Annotated in this window: 22 protein-coding genes and 1 pseudogene; 11 read left to right on the forward strand and 12 right to left on the reverse strand. The window is 73.7% G+C overall.

Annotation, left to right across the window (positions count from 1 at the left end; genetic code table 11):
- Positions 1–62 precede the first annotated feature (62 nt).
- Together AB0D01_RS23650 and AB0D01_RS23655 are read right to left on the reverse strand one after the other, a co-directional pair.
- Entirely contained in the window at positions 63–1,229 is a 1,167-nt protein-coding gene (locus AB0D01_RS23650; protein ID WP_363058348.1) for an alpha-hydroxy-acid oxidizing protein, read from the reverse strand.
- The gene (locus tag AB0D01_RS23655; protein WP_363058350.1) at positions 1,207–2,157 is read right to left on the reverse strand and encodes a helix-turn-helix transcriptional regulator; all 951 of its coding nucleotides are present in this window, start codon (positions 2,155–2,157) and stop codon (positions 1,207–1,209) included. Before AB0D01_RS23655 ends, AB0D01_RS23650 begins: the two co-directional genes overlap by 23 nt.
- A 103-nt stretch (positions 2,158–2,260) precedes the next feature.
- Here AB0D01_RS23655 and AB0D01_RS23660 point away from each other — a divergent pair, with 103 nt between their 5' ends.
- Entirely contained in the window at positions 2,261–3,781 is a 1,521-nt protein-coding gene (locus tag AB0D01_RS23660; RefSeq protein ID WP_363058351.1) for an MFS transporter, read from the forward strand.
- Between the two features lie 59 nt (positions 3,782–3,840).
- Here AB0D01_RS23660 and AB0D01_RS23665 read toward each other — a convergent pair whose 3' ends face one another.
- The 3 genes from AB0D01_RS23665 to AB0D01_RS23675 form a co-directional block, all read right to left on the reverse strand.
- A complete protein-coding gene (locus AB0D01_RS23665; RefSeq protein ID WP_363058353.1) occupies positions 3,841–4,098 on the reverse strand; it encodes a hypothetical protein in 258 nt (85 codons plus the stop codon).
- A 121-nt stretch (positions 4,099–4,219) separates the two neighbouring features.
- The gene (locus tag AB0D01_RS23670; protein WP_363058355.1) at positions 4,220–5,533 is read right to left on the reverse strand and encodes a hypothetical protein; all 1,314 of its coding nucleotides are present in this window, start codon (positions 5,531–5,533) and stop codon (positions 4,220–4,222) included.
- A gap of 96 nt (positions 5,534–5,629) precedes the next feature.
- On the reverse strand, positions 5,630–6,256 hold the full coding sequence (locus tag AB0D01_RS23675) for a hypothetical protein (protein WP_363058357.1): 627 nt from the start codon (positions 6,254–6,256) through the stop codon (positions 5,630–5,632).
- Positions 6,257–6,422: 166 nt separating this feature from the next.
- Between AB0D01_RS23675 and AB0D01_RS23680 the strand changes: the two genes are divergently transcribed.
- Positions 6,423–7,109: a DUF998 domain-containing protein gene (locus tag AB0D01_RS23680; RefSeq protein WP_363058359.1), complete on the forward strand. Its 687-nt coding sequence runs from the start codon at positions 6,423–6,425 to the stop codon at positions 7,107–7,109.
- A 33-nt stretch (positions 7,110–7,142) separates the two neighbouring features.
- On the opposite strand, the gene AB0D01_RS23685 is transcribed toward AB0D01_RS23680, so the two are convergent.
- Positions 7,143–7,727, reverse strand: a complete 585-nt coding sequence (locus AB0D01_RS23685; RefSeq protein WP_363058361.1) for a TetR family transcriptional regulator — start codon at positions 7,725–7,727, stop codon at positions 7,143–7,145.
- Between the two features lie 140 nt (positions 7,728–7,867).
- On the opposite strand from AB0D01_RS23685, the gene AB0D01_RS23690 reads away from it, so the two are divergent.
- Complete coding sequence (locus tag AB0D01_RS23690; protein ID WP_363058363.1) at positions 7,868–8,659, forward strand: SDR family NAD(P)-dependent oxidoreductase; 792 nt, start codon at positions 7,868–7,870, stop codon at positions 8,657–8,659.
- A gap of 70 nt (positions 8,660–8,729) precedes the next feature.
- Here AB0D01_RS23690 and AB0D01_RS23695 read toward each other — a convergent pair whose 3' ends face one another.
- Entirely contained in the window at positions 8,730–9,119 is a 390-nt protein-coding gene (locus tag AB0D01_RS23695) for a RidA family protein (RefSeq protein ID WP_363058365.1), read from the reverse strand.
- Here AB0D01_RS23695 and AB0D01_RS23700 point away from each other — a divergent pair.
- Positions 9,063–9,263, forward strand: a pseudogene (locus AB0D01_RS23700) (WYL domain-containing protein); the annotation flags it as partial. The gene AB0D01_RS23695 and the pseudogene AB0D01_RS23700 sit on opposite strands and share 57 nt — an antisense overlap.
- A gap of 867 nt (positions 9,264–10,130) precedes the next feature.
- On the opposite strand, the gene AB0D01_RS23705 reads toward AB0D01_RS23700, so the two are convergent.
- Positions 10,131–11,234 carry an alkene reductase gene (locus tag AB0D01_RS23705; protein WP_363058367.1) on the reverse strand — a complete coding sequence of 368 codons (1,104 nt, stop codon included), beginning with the start codon at positions 11,232–11,234 and terminating at the stop codon, positions 10,131–10,133.
- A gap of 61 nt (positions 11,235–11,295) precedes the next feature.
- Here AB0D01_RS23705 and AB0D01_RS23710 point away from each other — a divergent pair, with 61 nt between their 5' ends.
- Complete coding sequence (locus AB0D01_RS23710; protein WP_363058369.1) at positions 11,296–11,673, forward strand: MerR family transcriptional regulator; 378 nt, start codon at positions 11,296–11,298, stop codon at positions 11,671–11,673.
- Between the two features lie 165 nt (positions 11,674–11,838).
- Here AB0D01_RS23710 and AB0D01_RS23715 read toward each other — a convergent pair whose 3' ends face one another.
- On the reverse strand, positions 11,839–13,038 hold the full coding sequence (locus tag AB0D01_RS23715; protein ID WP_363058371.1) for a S8 family serine peptidase: 1,200 nt from the start codon (positions 13,036–13,038) through the stop codon (positions 11,839–11,841).
- Between the two features lie 346 nt (positions 13,039–13,384).
- Between AB0D01_RS23715 and AB0D01_RS23720 the strand changes: the two genes are divergently transcribed.
- Both AB0D01_RS23720 and AB0D01_RS23725 read left to right on the forward strand, forming a co-directional pair.
- The gene (locus AB0D01_RS23720; protein WP_363058373.1) at positions 13,385–14,062 is read left to right on the forward strand and encodes an NAD(P)H-binding protein; all 678 of its coding nucleotides are present in this window, start codon (positions 13,385–13,387) and stop codon (positions 14,060–14,062) included.
- Positions 14,063–14,282: 220 nt separating this feature from the next.
- Positions 14,283–15,281, forward strand: a complete 999-nt coding sequence (locus AB0D01_RS23725) for an endonuclease/exonuclease/phosphatase family protein (RefSeq protein ID WP_363058375.1) — start codon at positions 14,283–14,285, stop codon at positions 15,279–15,281.
- A 90-nt stretch (positions 15,282–15,371) separates the two neighbouring features.
- Here AB0D01_RS23725 and AB0D01_RS23730 read toward each other — a convergent pair whose 3' ends face one another.
- Together AB0D01_RS23730 and AB0D01_RS23735 are read right to left on the reverse strand one after the other, a co-directional pair.
- A complete protein-coding gene (locus tag AB0D01_RS23730; RefSeq protein ID WP_363058377.1) occupies positions 15,372–15,944 on the reverse strand; it encodes a hypothetical protein in 573 nt (190 codons plus the stop codon).
- Positions 15,945–16,575: 631 nt separating this feature from the next.
- Positions 16,576–17,211, reverse strand: coding sequence for a hypothetical protein (locus tag AB0D01_RS23735; protein WP_363058379.1), 636 nt, complete (start codon positions 17,209–17,211; stop codon positions 16,576–16,578).
- 177 nt (positions 17,212–17,388) lie between these two features.
- On the opposite strand from AB0D01_RS23735, the gene AB0D01_RS23740 reads away from it, so the two are divergent.
- The 4 genes from AB0D01_RS23740 (at position 17,389) to AB0D01_RS23755 (ending at position 20,242) form a co-directional block, all read left to right on the forward strand.
- The gene (locus AB0D01_RS23740; protein WP_363058381.1) at positions 17,389–18,039 is read left to right on the forward strand and encodes a helix-turn-helix domain-containing protein; all 651 of its coding nucleotides are present in this window, start codon (positions 17,389–17,391) and stop codon (positions 18,037–18,039) included.
- On the forward strand, positions 18,029–18,682 hold the full coding sequence (locus AB0D01_RS23745) for a hypothetical protein (RefSeq protein ID WP_363058383.1): 654 nt from the start codon (positions 18,029–18,031) through the stop codon (positions 18,680–18,682). The genes AB0D01_RS23740 and AB0D01_RS23745 overlap by 11 nt, the downstream gene beginning before the upstream one ends.
- The gene (locus AB0D01_RS23750; RefSeq protein WP_363058385.1) at positions 18,675–19,298 is read left to right on the forward strand and encodes a GNAT family N-acetyltransferase; all 624 of its coding nucleotides are present in this window, start codon (positions 18,675–18,677) and stop codon (positions 19,296–19,298) included. The genes AB0D01_RS23745 and AB0D01_RS23750 overlap by 8 nt, the downstream gene beginning before the upstream one ends.
- Positions 19,299–19,576: 278 nt before the next feature.
- Entirely contained in the window at positions 19,577–20,242 is a 666-nt protein-coding gene (locus AB0D01_RS23755; protein WP_363058387.1) for a deoxynucleoside kinase, read from the forward strand.
- A gap of 77 nt (positions 20,243–20,319) precedes the next feature.
- Here AB0D01_RS23755 and AB0D01_RS23760 read toward each other — a convergent pair whose 3' ends face one another.
- Positions 20,320–21,372, reverse strand: a complete 1,053-nt coding sequence (locus AB0D01_RS23760; protein ID WP_363058389.1) for a hypothetical protein — start codon at positions 21,370–21,372, stop codon at positions 20,320–20,322.
- Between the last annotated feature and the right edge of the window lie 51 nt (positions 21,373–21,423).

Genomic DNA, 21,423 nt, shown 5'->3' on the forward strand with positions numbered 1-21,423 from the left:
TCCCGTGCCGGGTGGTGCCCCGCGGCCCGGAGCCCTCGGGCGGTGGCGGGCCGCGGGGCCGTTCAGAGGCGTACGAGGGACGCGGGGGTGAGGTCGGACAGGGTCGGGTAGCCGTCCACGGCCATGATCAGGTCGGCTTCCGCGAGCAGCGAGCGCAGGACGTGGACGATGCCGTCGGCGCCGCCGAGGGCGAGTCCGTAGGCGTACGGGCGGCCGACGCCGACGGCGGTGGCGCCGAGGGCCAGGGCCTTGATGACGTCGGCGCCGCTGCGGACGCCCGAGTCGAACAGCACGGGCAGGCCGTCGGCGGCCTCGACCACGCCGGGCAGCGCCTCCAGGGCGGGCAGGCCGCCGTTGGCCTGGCGGCCGCCGTGGTTGGAGCAGTAGACGCCGTCGACGCCGCCGTCCCTGGCGCGGCGTACGTCCTCGGGGTGGCACAGGCCCTTGAGGATGATCGGCAGGTCGGTGAGCGAGCGCAGCCACGGCAGGTCGTCCCAGGTCAGCGGGTTGCCGAAGACGCTCACCCACTCCAGGACCGCCGCCCCGGGGTCCTCCTCGGGGGCCTTGGCCAGCCGGGCGCGGAAGACCGGGTCGGTGAGGTAGTTGGCGAGGCAGTGGCCGCGCAGTTGCGGGAAGTTGCCCGCGGCCAGGTCGCGGGGACGCCAGCCGGTGACCCAGGTGTCGAGCGTGACGACGATGCCCTTGAACCCGGCGTTCTCGGCGCGGTGGACGAGACTGGCGGCCAGGTCGCGGTCGGTGGGGGTGTAGAGCTGGAAGAAGCCCGGGGTGTCGCCGAACTCGGCGGCGACCCGCTCCAGGGGATCGACGGTGAGGGTGGAGGCCACCATGGGCACGCCCGTACGGGCGGCGGCGCGGGCGGTGGCGAGGTCGCCGTGACCGTCCTGGGCGCAGAGCCCGATGACGCCGACGGGGGCCATGAACAGGGGCGCGGGCAGGGTGTGGCCGAAGAGGTCGACCGACAGGTCCCTGCGGGCGGCGCCGACCATCATCCGGGGGTACAGGCCCCACCGCTCGAAGGCGCGGACGTTGGCGCGCTGCGTGTGCTCGTCGCCGGCGCCGCCCGCGACGTAGGAACGGACCGACGGCGGAAGGGCGGCCAGGGCCCGCTCCTCCAGCTCCTCGTGCGTCATGGGCAGCGTGGGCAGGACACCGCCCAGGCCGCCCAGGTAGATCTCGTTCTGGTAGTCACCGAATTGATGCAGCGTCATGTGGCGCCTTCCTGTGAGGGGTGCCGGGTCCGGCAGGTCGAACAGGTGGCTTGGCCGTGGTGGTCAGACGGGCCGCGGCCCGGTCGGCGACCTGAGCCGAGAGCAGGCGCAGCGCGTCCGCCGAGGGGGTGTCCCGGGGGGTGTAGACCTCCAGCCGGTGGTCGGGGCTGTCGGGCTGGAGCCACACCTGGTAGTCGACGTCGAGGTCGCCGACGGTCGGGTGCCGCAGGCTCATCGCTCCCGCCGTGCAGTCCGCGACGTCGCCCTTGGCCCACAGCTTCGCGAAGTCCTGGCTGCGCATGGCGAGTTCACCGATCAGTTCGGCCAGGCGGGCGTCGGTGGGGTGGCGGCCCGCGGTGAGGCGGAGGTAGGCCACGTGGACGCGGGCGAGTTCGTCCCAGTTGCGGTGGAGGTCCCGGGTGAGGGGGTCGAGGAAGAACATCCGCGGTACGGACGGCCGTCGGGCGGGGTCGTGGGGCGCCTCGAAGTCGACGTGCTCCGCGACGAGGGCGTGTCCGGTGCGGTTCCAGGCCAGTACGTCGCCCCGGCGGCCGAGCACGACGGCCTGCGTGCCGTCCCCCAGGGACTCCAGGAGCGAAAGCACCCGCCGGTGCGGCCTTTCCGGGCGGGGGCGCGTGAGCGGTGAACCGGCGCGCTGTCGCGCGAGGTTGTGCAGGTGGGTCTTCTCGGCGGGATCGAGCCGCAGCACGTTCGCGAGCGCGTCGAGGACCTGCGCGGAGGCGGTGCCGGGTTGCCCCTGCTCCAGGCGGGTGTAGTAGCCGGCGCTCACGCCGGCGAGCTGGGCGAGTTCCTCGCGGCGCAGGCCCGATACGCGGCGGGCGGTGCCGTACGTGCGCAGTCCGACGTCGGCGGGCGTGACGCGGTTGCGGCGGGTCTTCAGGTACGCCCCGAGGCTCTCCGGTTCCATGCCGTCGAGCGTAGCCGGCGCGGCGCGTTCCCGGGTGTCCCCGTCAGGTGTACCCACGACGCGGGGATGGCCGGCGGGCGGGCGCCCCCGCACCGTCGGAGGCATGAACACCTCTCCCCTCCCTCCCCCGCCCGGCCTGCGGTCGTGGCTCGGCCTGTCGGTGGTCCTCGGTCCGGTCCTGCTGGTCGCGATGGACGGCTCGGTCCTCTTCCTGGCGACGACCGACATCGCCGAGGCCCTGTCGCCCACCGCCGATCAGGCGTTGTGGATCCTGGACGTCTACGGGTTCGCCGTCGGCTCCCTGCTCATCGCGTTCGGGAGCATCGGCGACCGGTTCGGGCGGCTGCGGCTCCTGATGGCGGGCGCGGCGCTGTTCGGCGTCGCGTCGGTGGGTGCGGCGTTCGCCCCCGGGCCGCAGGCGCTGATCCTCTTCAGGGCCCTGATGGGCGTGGCGGGCGCCACGCTGCTGCCGTCGGCGTTGGCGGTGCTCAGCGGGCTGTTCACCGATCCGCGCCTGCGGGCGCGGGCGATCGGGATCTTCGCGGCCGGATTCGCGGCGGGTTTCGCCATCGGCCCGTTCGTCGGCGGTCAGTTGCTCGGCCGCTTCTGGTGGGGCTCGGTCTTCCTGATCAATCTCCCGGTCGTCGCGCTCTTCCTGGTGCTGGCCCCGGTCCTGCTGCGCGAGGTGCCGACGACCCGTACGGGCGGCGTCGACGCCCTGAGCGTCGTCCTGTCCGCCGCGGGCATCCTGGCGACCGTGCACGCCGTCAAGCAGGCCGCCGCGGAGGGGCTCTCGGCGGTCCCGGCGGTCACCGGCATCGGCGGCGTCCTCGTCCTGGGGTGGTTCGTACGGCGGCAGTCGCGCCTGGAACACCCGCTGATCGACTTCGGCCTCTTCCGCGACCGGGTCTTCTCGATCGCCGCCGTCACCGGACTCCTGCCCCTGGCCGCGTGGTCGGCGACGGCCTACCTCGGCGGCGTCCACCTGCGGTCCGTGCTCGGGCTGACGGTCCGGGACGCGGCCCTGGTCGCGCTCCCGGGCGCGGCCGTGCTCACCGTCACCTGCGTCGTCACGCCGGCCCTGGTCGCGCGTACCGGCGTCCGGGCGGCGTTCCTCGCCTGCCACTTCCTCATCGCCGCGGGCGTGCTCCTGCTCCTGCTCACCACCGTCTCCGGTGGCCTGGGTTGGTACGTGGCCTCCACCGTCGTCGCCGGCGTCGGCTACGGCGTCTCCTTCAGCGTCGTCGCCGACACCGTCGTGGCCGCCGTTCCCCCGGAGCGCGCCGGATCCGCGGCGGCGCTCGCCGAGACCGGCAACGAGATCGGCAACGCCCTCGGGATCGCGCTCCTCGGCTCGCTGGCCGCCGTGGTCTTCCGGCTCCAGGGCCCCGATGTCGCCGCCACCCTCAACGAGACCCTGCGGACACCCGGTCTCGCGGCCTCGGTCGCCGAGGACGCGAAGGCGGCCTTCGTCAGCGGTCTGCACCTCGCCGCGGCCGTCGCGGGCGGCGTCCACGTCGTGCTCGGCGCCTTCGCGCTGCGCTACCTGCCGGGGCGGCGCGCCGCCGGCGCGGAGGAGGCCCGCACCGAGGAGGCCCCCGCCGAGGAGCACGGCGTGCGGTGAGCCGCCGACCCCGAACGTGGGCGGCCGTACGACGGCCGGCACCGGCCGTAGTGGCCGGCTCAGTCCTCGGGGGAGGCGGGCGGGCGACGCAGCTCGCAGAGGGCGACGGCGATCTTCACCCCGGTCGAGATCGTCAGGGCCTGGAGGAACGGCATGCCCATGAGCCACAGGGCCACCATCATGATCGTGAGCACCATGAACGCGGGCAGCAGGTTCGTCCCCCGGACCACGGTCCGCAGATGGTCCGCGACGCCCCGCCGCCGGACCGTCCTTCCGGTCGGGTGCCCGGTGACGTGCGCCTCCTCGGCCTGTGACATCGGCTGCCGCCCTTCCTCGTCCTCGTCTCCGGCCGCAAGCCTCGGGTCCGGGTGCCCGGACGGCCACCGCCGGCGCCTGCGCCGCCGCCGTCCGGGGGACGGTTTCACCCGACCGGACACCTCAGATGCGATGGACCGGGGCGGAAGTGTGCGTCCAGTGCCAGTTGACGGGCGTCCACCGCTTCTTCAGGGCGGTACGCCGCCCCGCGTAGGCGCGGAGCGCCTCCCGCACGGCGGTCGCGAGCCCGGTGAGGTCCTCGGGGGCGGGTATCCGCAGGATCAGGTGCTGTTTGGTGTGGACCAGCAGCAGGTCGCCGTCGGGGGCGCAGGCGCCGAGGGTGAAGTGGGTCAGCGGCTTGAAGGCCTTGTCCCCGGTGTCCAGCCTGGCGCGCAGCACCCCGGCCCGGTTCCAGGCGTAGAGGCCGTAGCGGTTGAGGTGGAAGGCGTGGCCGCGGTGCGCGTCGGCGGCGAGGGCGAAGCAGTGGCCGGTGAAGGGCGAGTCCCGCCACGGGTGCATGCCCTGGAGCCGTCCGGTCATCCTGCCGCGGTCGTCGACGAGGGCGAAGACGAACGGTTGGCTCCGGCTGCCGCCGCGGAAGGTCTCGGCGTAGAAGGGCACGACGAACAGGTCGTCGGCCAGCGGGACCGGCCGACCCAGATGCGAACGCTCCCAGTTCGACAGGGGGTCCTCGTCGGCCACCAGCTCGGTCAGCGCGGGCCGGGGCCGGTTCGCCCGCCCGATGGGCGCGCCCCCGTACACGGCGTGCTCCCGCACGTCGACGTCGCCCTGGTGCGCGGGCTCCGGGTCGAGCGAGGCGATGGCCCTGATCGTCGGCTTCGAGGTGGCGGTCAGGGGGCCGTCGGCCACGCCGACGAGGTTGGTGAGGACGTTGCCGTACCGCCACACGCCGTACTCGGCGACGGTGCACAGCAGTCGGCCCGAGGGGGTGACGGCGAGGGAGGAGGCGAAGGCGTCGCCCGGGAGCAACTCCCGGTAGGGCCGGCGGTCCTTGGCGTCGTAGGCGGCGAGGACGCGGCTCAGGTCGGGCGCGACCAGGGTGGTGTTGTCGGGGCCGGTGCTCACCGCGAGGACGCCGTCCGGCAGGACGCACAGGCTCATGTCGCCGCCGTCGACCACCGCCGAGGGCTCGCCGGAGCCGTCCGAACGGAACACGGCGCTCGCCATGATCTCGCCGTCGGGGGCGTAGCGGGTGATGACGCGGTACCCGAAGCTCGCTTTCACCGGGTCCGTCTCGTCGTCGTCCACCCCGTAGGTGTGGCGGTACAGGGCGTACAGCGCGTACACCTCGCCGTTCCGGGCGCCGGTGACGTCGTGGGCCCGGACGCCCCAGCCGAGGGAGTAGGGCGCGCCGAGGTCCATGCGGTGGTGGTCAACCAGGGTGCCCGGCAGGGCCAGCGGATAGGTTCGCAACATGCCCCTCATCCTGGGCCATGGCACGGACACCCGATCCCGTGGGCCCGGCCGGTGGCCCGGTGGCCTGTCGGTCTGTCGGTCCGTTGGCCTGTTGGCCTAGCGGACGTCGACGACGGAGCCCACGCCCAGCAGCAGCGCGGCGCCCAGCGCCACGAGCGCCCACGTCCTCAGGCCGCCCGGGTCGAGCGAACGGGCGGGCTGCGGCGCGACCTTGCCCCGCGGGTCGTGGACGACGGCGAGGTCGTCGCCCACGGCACCGAGCCTGGAGTTCCTGCCGTTCAGTTCGGACGGTCCGCCCGGCGGGCAGTCGAGCCTGTGGTCGTAGTACGTGTTCGTCGTGGTGGTCGTGTGCCCCTGGGCGTCGGTGGACGTGCTCGTCTCCACCCGGCGGTCGACGCCCCGCACGACGCACACCACCTCCACCCCCCGGTCCTCCAGTACGGCGTGCTCCACGTGACCGGAGACCAGGAAGACCCCGGCGAGGGTGGCGAGCCCGGCCAGATGGGAGGCGAACGAATCGTTGCCCAGCCCGAAGAGGAACACCACCACCCCGAGCCCGGCGGCCACCAGGATGCCGGTGAGGGCCCAGCCGGAGGAGAGCGTGCCGAGGGCCCGCCCCCGGGCGCAGGCGTAGGCCAACCCGCCCGCCACCGCGGGCAACGCCACGGCCCCGAGCAGGGCCGTCACGCTCCGCACCCGGATCCCGCCACCCCGCCCCGCCATGCCTCCAGGGAACCGCTCGGGCGGCGCCGCGTAAAGGGGGCGTGGGGGCGCGTACGGGGGGCTGCACGGACCGCCCTTCGGGCCGGCGAGCCCCGGGGTCGACCTCAGGGGCCGGTCCGGGTGGTCCCCGATGCGGTGTCCCCCGCCGCGGCCGGAGCATGACGGCATGATCACCAGTCGCCGGGGGACGCGTCCGTTCCCCCTCCCCCGACCCCTGCCCCTGCCCCGGCGCCGGCACCTGCCGGAGGCCGCGGTGTGGACCGCCGTGGCCCTGGCGGCCGGTGCGGCCCTGTGGGCCCCGTCCGACACCGATCCCGACCTCAGTCCGCTCTCCCTCACCATCAGCGACTTCGCCGCGCTCGATCGCGGCGGGCCCATCGATGCCTCCATGGCCCTGCTGGGAGTGGTCTCCCTGGTGCTGCTCGGGGCGGCGCGGCGGCGGCTCGACGCCGTGCGCGGGTTGCCGTCCGTCCTGTTGGCGCTGTGGGGCCTGGGGCTCCTGGTGGCCGCCGCCGTGCCCACGGATCCCCTCGTCACGGACCTCGGCGGACCGGCGTACGTGCATCGGTACGCGTCCGTCCTCGCCTTCCTCGCGCTGCCGACCGCCGGGCTGCTCCTGGCCCGACGGCTCGGCGTCGACCCGGGCGCGGTGCGGACGGCGCGGCTGCTGCGCGGCCTGTCGTGGGCCGCGCTGATCGGGGCGGCGGTCATGGCGTACCTCGCGGGACCGGGGCACCGGGAGCTGATCGGCCTGGTCGAACGCCTGCTGCTCGGCTGCGAGGTGGTGCTCCTGGGCGTGCTCGCCCGCCCCGTGGTCCGCGCCGGCGCCGGCCGCGGGCCCGGTGCGGGGTGACTCCGGCCCCCGCGCCCCGTCGCTCCCGGGAACCTACGTGACCTGCCGTCCCTGCGGCGTGGGCGCCGCGGGCGCGAGCCGCGTGAGGACGAGCAGGGTGTCGACGAGCTCCTCGGCGGGCGCTCCGGTCGCCAGTCGACGCAACTGACGGCCGAAGACCAGGTCCACGGCGACGCCGGCCAGTCGTTCGGGGTCCGGCACTCCGAGTCGCGTCAGGATGCGGCCGGCCAGCAGGTCGTAGGCCGCGAAGCCTTCGGCTGCGGCGGCCCGCAGGCGTTCGTCCCGGCCGGCTTCCACGTACAGCTCGAAGGGGGCGATGTGCCGGCTGTCGAAGACGTTGCCGCCCGCGACCGCCTCGGCGGCCTGCCCGATGTCGAAGTCCTCGTCGGAGCAGGCGTCGGCGAGCGCGGTGAAGTGCCGGGTCTCCTCGGCCACGAAGTGCAGCAGGCTCTCGCGCAGCAACGCGTGCTGGGTGGCGAAGTGGTAGGTGACGGAGCCGAGCGAGACGCCGGCCTCCTTGGCGATCCGCCGGTTGGTGACGGCGGCGATGCCGTCCTGACCGATGATCCGCAGGACGGCGTCGATGATGTTCCGGCGGGTTTCGGATGCGGGGGCCATGGCCGCATTCTGCCCCATCGCTGTCGGTGAACCTCCCTTGAGAGTAAGAGAGTTGAGTTGTCATCGGTGTGGACAGCCGGCGCGGCCGTCCCTACTGTTCGTTCGAACGAACAGTAGGCGGCCGCCGCACGGGAGTCATCATGGAGATATCCGGATCGCACGTTCTGCTCACCGGGGCCACCGGGGGCATCGGCGCCGCCCTGGCGGCGCGACTGGCGGGGGAACGGGCCCGGCTGACGCTGACGGGGCGCCGCGAGGAGCTCCTCAAGACCGCGGCGGACGCGTACGGCGCCCGGACCGTGGTCGCCGACCTCGCCGTCCGGAGCGATGTCGTCCGGCTCGCGGAGGCCTGCGCCGACACGGACCTCCTCGTCGCGAACGCGGCCCTGCCCGCCAGCGGCGACCTGCTGGACTACACCGAGGAACAGCTCGACCGGGCCCTCGACGTCAACCTGCGCGCGCCCCTGCTCCTCACGCGGCTGCTCGCGGAGCGCATGGTGGAGCGCGGTCGCGGACACGTCGTGCTGGTGGGTTCGATCTCCGGCAAGGCGGCGACGAGGTCGACGTCCCTCTACAACGCCACGAAGTTCGGGCTGCGCGGTTTCGCCCTCGCCCTGCGCCAGGAGCTGCGCGGGACGGGGGTGGGACTCTCGCTCGTCCAGCCCGGGTTCGTCCGGGACGCCGGGATGTTCGCCGACACCGGCGCCGCCCCGCCGAACGGCATGCGGACGGTGACCCCCCGCCAGGTCGCCGACGGCGTCGTACGGGCCGTCCGCCGCGACCTGTGCGAGGTGAACGTGGCCCCGCTGGAGCTCCGGCTGCTCAGCGCCGTCGCCGGCCAGTTCCCGGCGTTCGCGGAACGGGTCCAGGCCCGGGCGAACGTGGGCGGACCGGTACGGCAGATCGTCGAGGCGCAGCGCTCGCGCCGCTGACCCGACACCCGGGACCCGCGCGACGGCGGTACGCACCACCCGGGGCCGGCCCCGGCGCCGCCCCCGACTCTCAGGCGTCGGCGGTCCCCTCCAGCTCCACCAGCTGACCGGGGATCGCCAGGCGCGCCACGCCCAGCATCGTGGTGGTCGGCGCCACCTCGGCGGCGCCCAACCACGCCGCCAGGGCGCCGTAGTGCCGAAGAAGGAGGTCGACGTCGGTCGTGTAGACGCCCAGGCGCACGAGGTTCGCCGGCGACATGCCGGCCTCGCGGAGGACGGCCTCCAGATTTTCGACGCTCAGCGCCAACTGCGCGGCCATGTCACCCTCGTGCGGGGGGACGCCGTCGCCGCTCATGGCGGTCTGGCCCGAGACGTACAGGGTGCGGGTGTGTCCGGTGACGACCAGCCGGACACCGGCGGCCGGTTGCGCCTGGAGCTGACCTACCAGGACGCCCGGCACGCCGAGTGGGCGTTGTGGCAGCTCGGCACGGACGCCGAGGCCCTGGCCCCGCGCTCCCTGCGCACCGCGATGCGCGAGCGCGCCGCCGCGATGGCCGCCCGCTACGCGGATCCGTCCCGCGACGGGGCCGATCCGGCCGTGTGACGGTATGGTCCGGCACGGACGGCGACGGAGCGCGGGACGCGGGCGGAGCTCGCGGCAGGGGACGGGGACGGGGACGGCATGGGGAGCGGGCACGAGCCGCACGGGACACCCTTCGACCCGCCGTCCGCGCCGCCGCCGGCGCTGCGCACGCGCGCGTTGACCCGTGAGGTCGCGCGGGCACGGCGGCTGCTGACCGAGGGCCGGTGGCGCCCCACCCCCGAGGACGCGAACGCGGCGGCGGCCGTCATGGCCCGCCTCACCGCCCCGCTCCCGACCCGTCACGGGGCGCACGCCCGGACGGTGGCCACGGACCGGGACCGCCGGCTCCAACGCCTCCTGCGCACCACCCTGCGCCACCTCGACGCGGGCGCCGTCAGCCCGCCCGCGACGGCCCTCCTGGCCGCCGTGGCCCGGGCCTTCCTGCCGTGGCACGCCGCCCCGAACCCGCCGGCCGCGGCGGCGGCCCCGAGGTACGGGGACCCGGCCGTACCGCCGACGGCCGCGGGAGAGGCGCTCCTCCCCGATCTGATCGCCGTGTTCACCCTGTTCTCCCCGTACGCCCTGTCGGCCTCGGTCCGTCCTTCGGGCCCGCCGCCCGGGACCGCCCCGTACGCTCCCCCGGTCGAGCCCTGGCGGGTCGTCCACGCGGGCCGTTTCCGTCGTTACGGCCGCCCCTCGTCCGGGGTGTGGACGGCCGAGAGCGTGCGCTGCCGGGCCTGCGGGCACCGGGACGGCCCGTGGACGGTGAGCTGCGACTGGCGTCTGATCGCGTTGGGTTGCCCGTGCGGGGCGGTCACCCGGGACCACGGTCTCGCCCTCTCCGAGGTCTGGCTCCCGCTTCCGGACGGGCGAGCGGGCCCCGGCTCCCTACGCCGGGATCGGGTGGTCGTCGTAGCCCTCGGCCCCGTGGACGTGCATCAGGAACTCGGGGCGGAGTTCGTCCAGCGGCGCCCCGGTGCGCAGTCGTTCCACCAGGTCGGGGTTGGCGACGAAGCCGCGGCCCAGGGCGATCAGGTCGGCGCCCGCCGCCAGCAGGCGTTCGCCCCGGGCGCGACCGCCGTCGGCCGCGACCTCCTCGCGGGACAGCGCGGGGTTCGCGATCAGGGTGCCGGGCCAGGTCGCGCGGATGCGGGTGAAGAGGCCGTGGTCGGGGTCGGCGCGCACCTGGTGCAGGTAGACCGGCTCCAGTTCCGCGAGGGCGGGCAGCAGGGCGGCGTAGAGCGCCTCGGTGTCGCCCTCCTCGACGCCGTTGACGTTCGATCCGGGTGAGACGCGTACGCCGACCCGGTCGCGGCCGATCGCCTCGACGGTGGCCCGTACGACCTCGACGGTGAAGCGGATGCGTCGCTCGACGGAGCCGCCCCACGCGTCGGTGCGCAGGTTCGTGTTCGGCGAGAGGAACTGGTGCGGGAGGTGGCCGTTGGCGGAGTGCACCTCGACGCCGGCGAAGCCCGCCTCGACGGCGTTGCGGGCGGCCCGCGCGAAGTCGGCGATGGTCTCCTCCACGTCGGCGGCCGTCATCGCCCGGGGGGTGACCCCGTCCTGGAGGCCGGTCGGCGTGTGCAGGGGTTCGGGGAAGCGCACGGCCGACGGGGCGAGCGGGACGTGGCCGCTGGTGTCGGGGTGGCCTATGCGTCCGGCGTGTTGGAGTTGCAGGAACATCCGCCCGCCCGCCTCCCCCACGGCCCCCGTGACCCGGCGCCAGCCGGCGATCTGGTCGGACGTGTGGATGCCGGGGATGTGGGGGTAGCTGCGCCCGACGGCGTTCGGGGTGGTGCCCTCGGCGATGATCAGTCCGGCCGAGGCGCGCCGCGCGTAGTGGGTGGCCATCAGCTCGCCCGGCACCCCGGCGGCGTCGGCGCGGTTGCGCGTCAGCGGGGCCATGACCAGGCGGTTGGGGAGTTCGAGGCCGCCGAGGCGGGTGGGTGCGAAGAGGCGGGACGGGGCGGGGATCCGGGGTCGTTGCGTCATGCCGGTACGGTAGAAGTTGACACAGGTGTGAGGTTCAAGTGCGGGGACGCGGGGGCGGGTTGTGCGGATCGGTGAACTGGCACGGCGTACCGGGGTCAGCGAGCGGTCCCTGCGCTACTACGAGGAGCGGGGGCTCCTGGTGTCCGACCGGACGCCCGGCGGTCACCGGGACTACACCGAGCGGGCCGTCGACCGGGTCATCCGGATCCAGGAGCTCTACGCGGCCGGCCTGCACAGCGCCAACATCGCGCGGATCCTGCCCTGCATGCGGGACGAGGACGGCGGCCCGTCGGTCCGCGCCACGCCGGCGCTGGTGGCCGAACTGGGCGCGGAGCGGGACCGGATCGACCGGATGATCGGCGATCTGCTGCGGTCCCGGGAAGTGCTCGACGAGGTCATCGCGGCGGCGGCCGACGGGCTGGGCGGGGGTCCGGCCTGAGGGTGGCCGCCGAGGGCGAGGGCTCCGGCGCGGGGGTCCGCGCACCGGGTCCGCGCACGGGGTCCGGGCGCAGGGTCCGGACGCGGGGCCGGCCCGCCCCCGACGCGCTCCCCCGGTGTGGGGGTCGCGTCGCGGGACGGGCCGGCCCGCACCGTCGTCCACCCGTTACGGGATGACCTTCAGCAGCTTGTTCGCCGTGCCCGCGGAGGGGTTGGTCACGGCACCCGCCGTGGCCGCGGCCGTCAGCGCCGCCGCGGTCTGGGCCGGGGTCGAGGACGGGTGCCCGCCCAGGTAGACGGCCGCGGCGCCCGCGACGTGCGGGGTGGCCATGGACGTACCGGAGATGGTCTTGGTGCCGCCGTCGCTGTCGTTCCAGGCCGAGGTGATGTCCGAGCCGGGGGCGTACAGGTCCACCACGGAACCGAAGTTGGAGAACGAGGACTGGCCGTCGTCGATCGTGCTGGACGCGACCGTGATCGCCTCGGGGACGCGAGCGGGCGAGCCCTGCCCGGCGTCGCTCGACTCGTTGCCGGCCGCGACGGCGAAGGTGACGCCGGAGGCGATCGACCGGCGGACGGCCTCGTCGAGCGCCTCGTCCGCGCCGCCGCCGAGGCTCATGTTGGCCACGGAGGGACCCGAGTGGTTCTCGGTGACCCAGTCGATGCCGGCGACCACCTGGTCGGTGCTGCCCGAACCGTTGTCGTCGAGGACCCGCACCGCGACGAGCTTCGCCTTCTTGGCCACACCGTGGGCGGTGCCCGCGACGGTGCCGGCGACGTGCGTGCCGTGACCGTTGCCGTCGTCGGCGCTGTCGTCGTTGTCCACGGCGTCGAAGCCGTGCGTGGCCCGCCCGCCGAAGTCCTCGTGGGTCACGCGTATGCCGGTGTCGATGACGTACGCCGTCACCCCCTCACCGGCTCCGTCCGGGTACGCGTACTTCTTGTCCCCCTCCTTCGCGGTCTGGTCGATCCGGTCCAGCCCCCAGGACGGCGGGTTGGGCTGGGTGGCCTTGATGGTGAACTTCTTGTTCTGCACGACCTTGCCGACGGCCGGGTCGGCCGCGAGCCGCTTGGCCTCGGTCTCGCTCAGGCCCGTGGCCGAGAAGCCGTTGACCCGGGAGCCGTAGGTGCGTTGCAGTTCGCCACCGTACTTGTCGGCGAGCTTCTTCTTGTCGGCGGATCCGTCGAGGATGACGACGTAACTGCCCTCGATCGCGCCGGGTGCGCCCAGCCCGTAGACGGTGCCCTCGGCCGGTGTGGCCGCTCCCGCGAAGGGGGTGGCGAACAGGGCCACGGCCGCCGTGGTGGCGACTCCGGTGGCGATGGCCGCGTACCGGAAACCGCGCGAACGCTTGTGAGTTGACATGCGGAGGGATCTCCTCGTGGTGACGTGTGGGGCGTCGAACCTTTTGGAGAACCCTGTTCCGATTGACAGGAGCAAATCAAGCTCGACCCCGCCCTCCGGAGATATTCAACAAGGTTTCTGAAACAGTCCCCCGCATTGCCTTCACTCTGCACACATCTCCTCCCGAACTTCCGTACGAACGGTCCACGTCGAGCCCGAGCGCGTGAGGGAGTGACATCGAGGTCGGCCGACCCGGCGGCGGTCACGGGCTCCGCCGGTGGCGGCAGTAGTGTTCGAGGGGCGCGGCGCGCCGGCTGTGAAGCGGCGGCGACGGGGCCGCGCACCCCTTCGTGGAAAGGAAGTACCCGTGACGCGCAGCGCGCTTCTGGTGGGCGCCACCGGCCTGGTGGGCGGGCAGTTGCTCGCCCGGTTGCTCCGCAACCCGCTCTACGACCGGGTGACGGTCCTGGCCCGTCGTCCGCTCTCCGTGTCACACCCCGGGCTCGACGCCCGCGTCGTCGACTTCGACGCGCTCGGGCCGGACGACGTCCCGGCGGTGGACGACGTGTACGGGGCGCTCGGCTCGACGATCCGCAAGGCCGGCTCGCAGGAGACGTTCCGCCGGATCGACCAGCACTACACCGTCGAGGTCGCCCGGCTCGCGCGCGCGGCGGGCGCCCGGCGGCTCGCGGTCGTCTCCTCCCAGGGTGCGAACCCCGCGTCCCGCGCCTTCTACCTGCGGGTCAAGGGGGACATGGAGGAGCAGGTCGCCGCCCTCGGCTACCCGCAGGTGGAGATCTTCCGGCCGTCCTTCATCCTCGGGCCGCGCGAGGAGCGCCGGGCCGGCGAGAAGGTGGGCATGGTCGCGGCCTCGCTGTTGGCCCCGGCCATGCTCGGCCCGGTGCGGCCGTACCGGCCGGTCCACGCGGGCCGACTGGCCTCCGCGATGATCACCGCGCTGACGATCCGCCCCGAGGGCGAGGGCACGGGCGTCGCGATCTCCACCTACGACGACTTCGTACGGCTGACCGTCCCCGGCGAGTGAGCACGCGCGGCGGGTGAGCGGGCCCGGCGGGTGAGCGCGCGGCGGGTGAGCGGGCCCGGCGGGTGAGTTCCCCGCGGTCCTGATCCACCCGGTGGAAGGAGAACCGTTTCACGGCCCCCCTCAGGGGTGACCGCAGGCGCGGCGGCGCCTGCGGTCGAGGTCGGGCGGGGCGAGGATCGCCGCGTTGGGTATCCCGGCCATCGCGTCCCTGGGGGCGACTGTGACTCAGATCCGGATTGCCACGTTCAACCTCGAGAACTTCGACGAGACCCCTCCCGGCGCCCGGCCTTCGCTGGCCGAGCGCATCACCCTGATGAAGCCGCAGATCGAGCGGCTGCGCGCGGACATCGCCTGCTTCCAGGAAGTCCACGGGCAGGAACGTCCCGGCCAACAGCGGGCGCTGCTCGCGCTGAAGGAGCTGCTGGCGGGCACCAACCTCCACGGCGCCTCCCTGACCAGCACCAAACCCGCCGGCGACGCGGTCTTCGACGTCCGCAACATCGTCATCGCCACCCATCTGACGGTGCTGACGCACCAGCAGCTGAAGAACGACCTCGTCATCGAGCCCCGCTACCAACGGCTCACCGCCACGCCCCCCGACCTCTCCCCGGTCCCGATCGGCATCGAGCGGCCCGTCCTCCACGCGCAGATCGACATCGGCCCCGCGGTGCCGGGAGGGGTGCTGCACGTCATCGCCGTGCACCTGAAGTCCAAGCTCCCCAGCGACATCCCCGGCCAGATCACCGACCCGCTCCGCGGGATCTGGCGGAGCGCCGACGGCTGGGCCGAGGGCAGCTTCCTGTCGTCGATGAAGCGGATGAGCCAGGCCCTGGAGGTGCGGCGGCTCGTGGACCAGATCCTCGACGCCGACCCCGACGCCCGGATCGTCGTCGCCGGCGACTTCAACGCGGAGCCCGGAGAGGTCCCGGTCGAGGCGATCTGCGGCAACGTCGAGGAGAACAACAACCGCGACCTCGCGACCCGCGTGCTGGTGCCGATCGAGCACACCATCCCGAAGGAGGCCCGCTACACCTTCATCCACCACGGGCGCGGGACGATGATCGACCACATGCTCGTCACCCGCAACCTCCTCGCCCACTACCGCGGCTCGGAGATCCACAACGAGATCCTGCACGACGACTCCATCGCCTTCGCCACGGACGACAAGTACCCGGAGTCCGACCACGCGCCCGTCGTCGCGACGTTCGACTTCGGCTGACGGAACGGGGTGGGGTCGGGAGGCCGGTCCGAACGCTTCGGAAACGGACCGGCCCCCTCGCCGGAACGCGGGCCGCCCGGAGGGTTTCGCCTAGAGGAAGTTGTTCGGCCAGATCATGGTGCGCCACATGTGGGCCACGGGCGAGCCGTCGAAGCCCAGGCCCTCGGCGGGCTGGCGGAAGTGACGTCCCACCACGTCCTCGAACTCCTCGAACTCGACCTCCGCGTCGGGGTCGAAGGTGTACACGTCGTTGAGGGTGACCATGCGGGCGGACATGTACCAGCGGTGTCGACGGGCTTCGAGGTAGGCGGCCCGGGTGTGGGCGGGCGGGCGGTACTCCGCCCCGAAGAAGTCCTCGTACGCCTGCGGGTAGCCGTAGCCCACGGTCTCGTCGGGGAAGTAGCGCAGGACCTCGTGCTGCCGGATGGCCCAGGCCACCTCCTCGTCGACGTACGGGCCCACGAGCTGCGCTCCCCAGTGGCCGTGATGGCTGCGCAGCAGCCCGGCCACGGAGATGTCGTGCAGCAGACAGGCCAGCACCACCTTCTCGCCCATCCCCTGGGCGCGGGCCCTGCGGGCGCTCTGCAGCATGTGCCGCGTCGTGAAGGGGTCGAGGGCGAGGCGCAGTCGGAAGAAGTCGGCGAGGGTGGGACGTTCGGGCATCGGGGGCAGCGTGTGATTGTCACCCATCATGAAGACCTGACCCGGTCCGCGCGTGGACAGCCACCGGTCGCCGGGCAGGTGATCGTCAGTGCCGAGGGTCGCGGCTGCCGGCGGACAGATGACGCGGACGTGGTTGTGCTGACCGTGGGACACACGTCGCCTTTCTGATCGGATGCCTCCGGTTCGGGCACCAGGGCTCCGATCCCACCAGGAAGATCAACACCGGCCGCGCCGCGTTCACCCGCACGGCGGAGCGTGCGGGAGAAAAACACCCGGCCCAGTGAGCCGGCGCTCGGTACGGGTGCGCCGGCGCGGGGCTCGCGGCCCCGGCGCGGGCCGAACCGGCCCTCGCGCCGGACCGGTTCGACCGATCCCGCCGTCGCCCCGTCGAGTGCGCGACACCGGGCTCCTCGGGTTGCCCGCCCGCGACGACTGAACGACGGCCCCCGGACGCGAAAAAGGTCCCGCCCCCTTCCGGAGGGAAGGGGGCGGGACCGGTGGAGCGCTGGGCAGGCCTTGCACCTGCATCCCCCCACAGGAAGTGGGGTGCCTTTCCTTGGACCACCAACGCGCGGCCGGCCACCCTCGGGGCGGCGAGCTCAAGATCCATCCTATGTCATGATCCGACCGGTCACGAACCGACGGGGCGTCCGACGGTGGATTCGACGGTGGACACGACCCGGACCAGCGCCGGAGCCGCGGGGGCGGACGCGAACCCGAAGCGCACCGGAGGCAGGACGGGCGCGAGCGCGCCGAGATCGACGCCCTCGTAGGAGGCCTCGGCCGCGACGATCGGCCACAGGTCGAGGGCGGCGTACCACTGGCGGCATCCGGGCCGCGAACTGCCGCGCGTCCGTACGCCGGTCACCAGGCGCGCGGGGGCGTCGGCGAGCGCCGCCCACGAGGGACGCCGGGCGAGGGTGCGCGGAACGGCGCGCAGCGCGAGGCCGAGGGGGCCCCGGCGGCCGACCCGGAAGCCCAGGCGGAGCGGCCCCGCCCCGACCTCCCACAGCGGGCCCCGCCGACGCACCTCCACGGGGACGACGCGGACCTCGTCGAAGTGGTAGACGCCCGCGATGTAGCGGGCCGTGGCGGCGGTGGGGGCCAGGAGCAGGCGCCCGCCGTCGGAACGCTCCAGCATCACGTCGCCGAACGCCCCGAAGGGGGACCCCGGCCAGTGGCCGACGACCACGCGCGTACCGGAGGCGGTGCCGAGGGCCGAGATCCAGCCGTCGAAGACCTGTCGTTCCCTTCTGCGATCGGGCACTCGGAGCGGCTCCTCACGGGTGGGATCCAACGCGGACGAGGGTCGGCGCATCCTACGGCGCCGGCGGGTCGGTCGGACGCCTCGGCGGGTGGTGTCGGCGGGAACGGGTTTCGGGGGAAAGACACGAACCAGTGGGGTGTACTGGTGGTACACCCCACTGGTGTGTACCGTAAGTACATGAGCCCGTTGCCACGATTCTTCCGCCTTCCGGCCGAGCGACAGCGAGCGATCCTGGACGTCGCGCGCGCCCACTTCGCCGAGCACGGTCCCGAAGCCGCCTCGTACAACAAGATCATCGAAGCCGCCGGCTTCTCGAAGACGGCCGCGTACCAGTACTTCGACGGCCGCGACGACCTCCTCACCTCCGTCCTCGACGACGTCCTCGACCGCCTCCTCGACCTCCTCGGCCCCTGGACCCCCGCCGCCGACGAGGCCGCGTTCTGGGCCCGGCTGGAGGCCGGCGCCGGCGCCCTCGCCGCCCACCTGCACACCCACCCTGACGATCTGGCCCTCGCGGGCGCGGCCGTCGAACGGGGCCGACCGGGCGCCTGGACCGGCTGGTTCACCACCCTGGTCGAGGACGGCCGCAGGCTCGGGTTCATCCGCAGCGACATCGACCCGGGCCTCCTCGCCGCGGCGACCGCGGCCGTGATGCGGGCCGCCGACGCCTGGGCGCTGGCCGCCCTGCGCGAGGCGCCGAGCGCGGAGGACGCTGAGGACGCGGGGGACGCGCCCGCCGCCCCGGCCCCGGACCACGCCCAGGTGTGGAGCCTGCTGCGCGGCCTGTGGAGCCCGCGACCGGACCGGGGAGGCCCGGATGCGCACTGACCTGCGGATCGACTGGGAGATACCGGCCACGCCCCCGGGCCTGGCGGGCCGCCTCGAACGGTTCATGGGGCCCGGCAAGTCCCGCGCCGAGTCGGCCGTGGAACTCGCGGGCGCGGGCGGCTGCGCGCTGCTGCTCGCCGCCGGCGTGTGGTCCACGGGCGCCCACCGCGACTGGTCCGGGATCCAGACGCTGGTCGTCGTCCTCATCGGCCTCGACCTGCTCGGCGGCATCCTCACCAACGCGACCAACGCCGCCAAGCGCTGGTACCACCGGCAGGGCGAGGGCGTCCGCCGGGCCCGCCTGACGTTCGTCGGCGCGCACGTCCTGCACCTCGCCGCCATGGGCCTCGTCGTGCTCGACGGGGACTGGCGCTGGGTGCTGGGCCAGAGCGCGGTGCTGGCGGTCGGCGCCGTGACCGTGGAGTACGCGCCCGTCCACCTCACGCGCCCGGTCGCCATGGCGGTGTTCACGGCCGCCACCCTGATCGGCCTGTTCTGGCTGACGGTGCCCGCGGCGCTCGCCTGGTTCACCCCGCTGTTCTTCCTCAAGCTCCTGGTCTGCCACCTGGTGCCCGAGGCCCCCCTGGCACCCGGGGCCCCTCCGGCGTCCGGGGCTCCCCTGGAGCGGCACGGCGATGGCTGAGCGGCGTACGGGCCCGATCGGGCCCGCGAGCTTCGACGACCACCCCCCGTCGGCGCGCTGCGCCGAGGTCCTGTCCGAGGCCTTCGCCTGGGAGCCCGCCACCGTGTGGATCACCGGCGGCTCGGCGCGGACCCGCCGGGCGTGGTTCGACGCCACCCTGCGCACACAGGCCGGTCTGCCGGGCGCCCGTCGGCACCTGCTGCTGGACGGCGGGGGTCTGCCCGTGGCCGCCGCCGTCCTCACCCCACCCGGCGCCGCGCCCCGCGCGCCCGCCCTGCTCGCCTGGAGCGGCGCCACGTTGACCCGCTGCGGGCCGCGGGCCCTGTCGCGGACCCTGCGCTACGTCCGTGCCACCGAACCCGAGGCGCCGCCGGGCGCCTGGACGCTGGAGTTCGTCGGCGTACGGCCCGCCCTGGCCGGTCGGGGCGCCGGACGGCTCCTCCTGGACCACGTCCTCGCCGGCGCCCCCGCGCCCGGCGGCGTCTTCCTCACCACCGCCGACGCCGCGAACGTCGCCCTCTACCGGCGCTTCGGCTTCACCACCCTGCGCAGCGTGGCCGTCGGCCCGGTGGAGACCACCGCGATGTGGCGGCCCGCCCCGACCTCCGCGCCCTGACCCGCGCGCCGCGGACGGTCCGACCGGAGGCGATTCGTCATTTAAGATTCAGGACGGCCTCGGGGCCGTGGCTCGTCGCCGTGTGCGGCGACCACGGAACGGTCAGGCCGGCCGGGCGAGGAGAACGGCCTGGGTCAGGGCCTTGGTCCGACGGGGACCACATGACAGTGGATCATGAAGATCCCGGGGAATCGCGTGACCGCCGGGGGGCGTCTCGGTGGTATGGGGCGCCCAGCCCAGCCGCCCACGAACAGAAGATCCCCAGGGAGAAGTGAGGTATGTCAGTGATCTGCGTCGGAGGCATGATCGGCATCGGCAAGACGACCGTCGCCGAGCTGCTCGCCAAGGAGCTCGGCAGCGAGGTCTTCTACGAGAGCGTGGAAGAGAACCCGATCCTCCCGCTCTTCTACACGGCGAGCCCCGAGGAGATCCAGGCCAAGCGCTACCCCTTCCTGCTCCAGCTCTACTTCCTCCAGACCCGGTTCGCCTCGATCAAGGAGGCGTACAAGGAGGGCGACAACGTCCTCGACCGGTCGATCTACGAAGACTGGTACTTCGCCAAGGTCAACCACGACCTCGGCCGGATCAGCTCCCTCGAAATGCAGGTGTACGAGGGGCTGCTGGGCGAGATGATGCGCGAGATCGACGGCCTGCCGTACCGCAAGGCGCCCGACCTCATGGTCTACCTGAAGGCCGACTTCGACACGGTGCTGCACCGCATCGGTCTGCGGGGTCGTGACTTCGAGCAGGACGAGAGCCTCGTCGAGTACTACCGGACCCTGTGGTCCGGCTACGACGACTGGGTGCACAAGCACTACTCGGCCAGCGAGGTCCTCGTCATCGACATGAACCACACCGACGTGGTGAACAACCCCGAGGACGCCGCCCGCGTGGCGCGGGAGGTCAAGGAGGCCCTGGCGGAGGTCGAGCGCCGCCGCGGCTGATCCCCTCCGGCCGGCGCCGCCAACGCGGAAGGTCCCCGCCGTCACGGCGGGGACCTTTCGACGTCGACGGCGGCCGGCTACTGCATCAGCGCCGCGTGGGGATGCTCCGGGTCCGCCGGGCAGACGTAGAGCTGCTGTTTGTAGCCGCCGCCGATCTGGACCGCCGTGGGTCGGTGCGCCTCGGGGAAACCCCCCGTGGTGGGGATCTCGGCGGCGGCCCGGTCCTCGTAGGGGATCCAGGTGCGGTTGCCGCCGTCCCATTCGAAGCTGTCGATGGTCAGCAGCGGTTCCATCCTGGTCGCACAGGCGGCGCAGAAGCGGGGATCGGGGTCGGTGTAGCCCCACGGGGCCCAGCCGCCGACCTTCCAGCCGGGAGCGACCGACAGCACGCTCCCGTAGAACGCCTCCGGGTAGGGCGCGTAGGAGGCGTCCAGTCCGGGGCCGGCGTCCCGCCACCTGTTCCAGTCCCCCAACCGCAGCCTCAGGTCCACGTCCAACTCCAGGGAGTCGGGGTACTCGGTGACCTCCTCCGGCGCGAGCAGGCACGGCTCGGGCACGTACTCGGCGCACTCCACGGCGGGCGGCTCGGGCGGGGAGGCCAGGACCTCGGTGACCTCCGCCGCGGACCGCCAGAACAGCGCGGCCTTCGGCATGTACGTCACCTCGGGGTGCTCGAAGGGGCACCACAGCACCTGGAGCAGATCGACGCCGGCCCGCCGGGGCAGGCGCAACGCGGGGACGTCGCGCACGTAGAGCTGGGCCAGGGGCAGCAGGGGGACGGGGGCGTCGGTCACCTCCACGTCCCAGTCGATCCCTTCGAGGATCGCCCTCTCCCGCGTCGTGTGCTCGCCGGCGCGGGGGTCGTCGGGGTTGCGCGCCGCTCGCGTCAGGGCGCGCCGATTCACCCGTACCGCGTCCAGCCAGTCGGACCCGCCGTCGTGCGGGGCGTCGCAGCGCGGCCACGGCTCGTCGGCGGGCCACAGCAGCGGCCCGCCGATCGAGCTGTCCCGCGGTGACGGCGCTCCGGGGCGGGGGTGCAGGCGGGTGGCCGTGCGCGCCAGCGGGGCCAGTTCGGGAAAGACCGCGGTGACGTCGACCGGCCGCGGCGGGGTGGTACGGGTGTGGTTCATGGCGGCGGTGCCTTCCGTGGGGCGGTGGGCGGCGTCGGTTCCGAGCCGGGA

This window comes from Streptomyces sp. NPDC048606 (genome assembly GCF_040650855.1).
Taxonomy (GTDB): Bacteria; Actinomycetota; Actinomycetes; order Streptomycetales; family Streptomycetaceae; genus Streptomyces.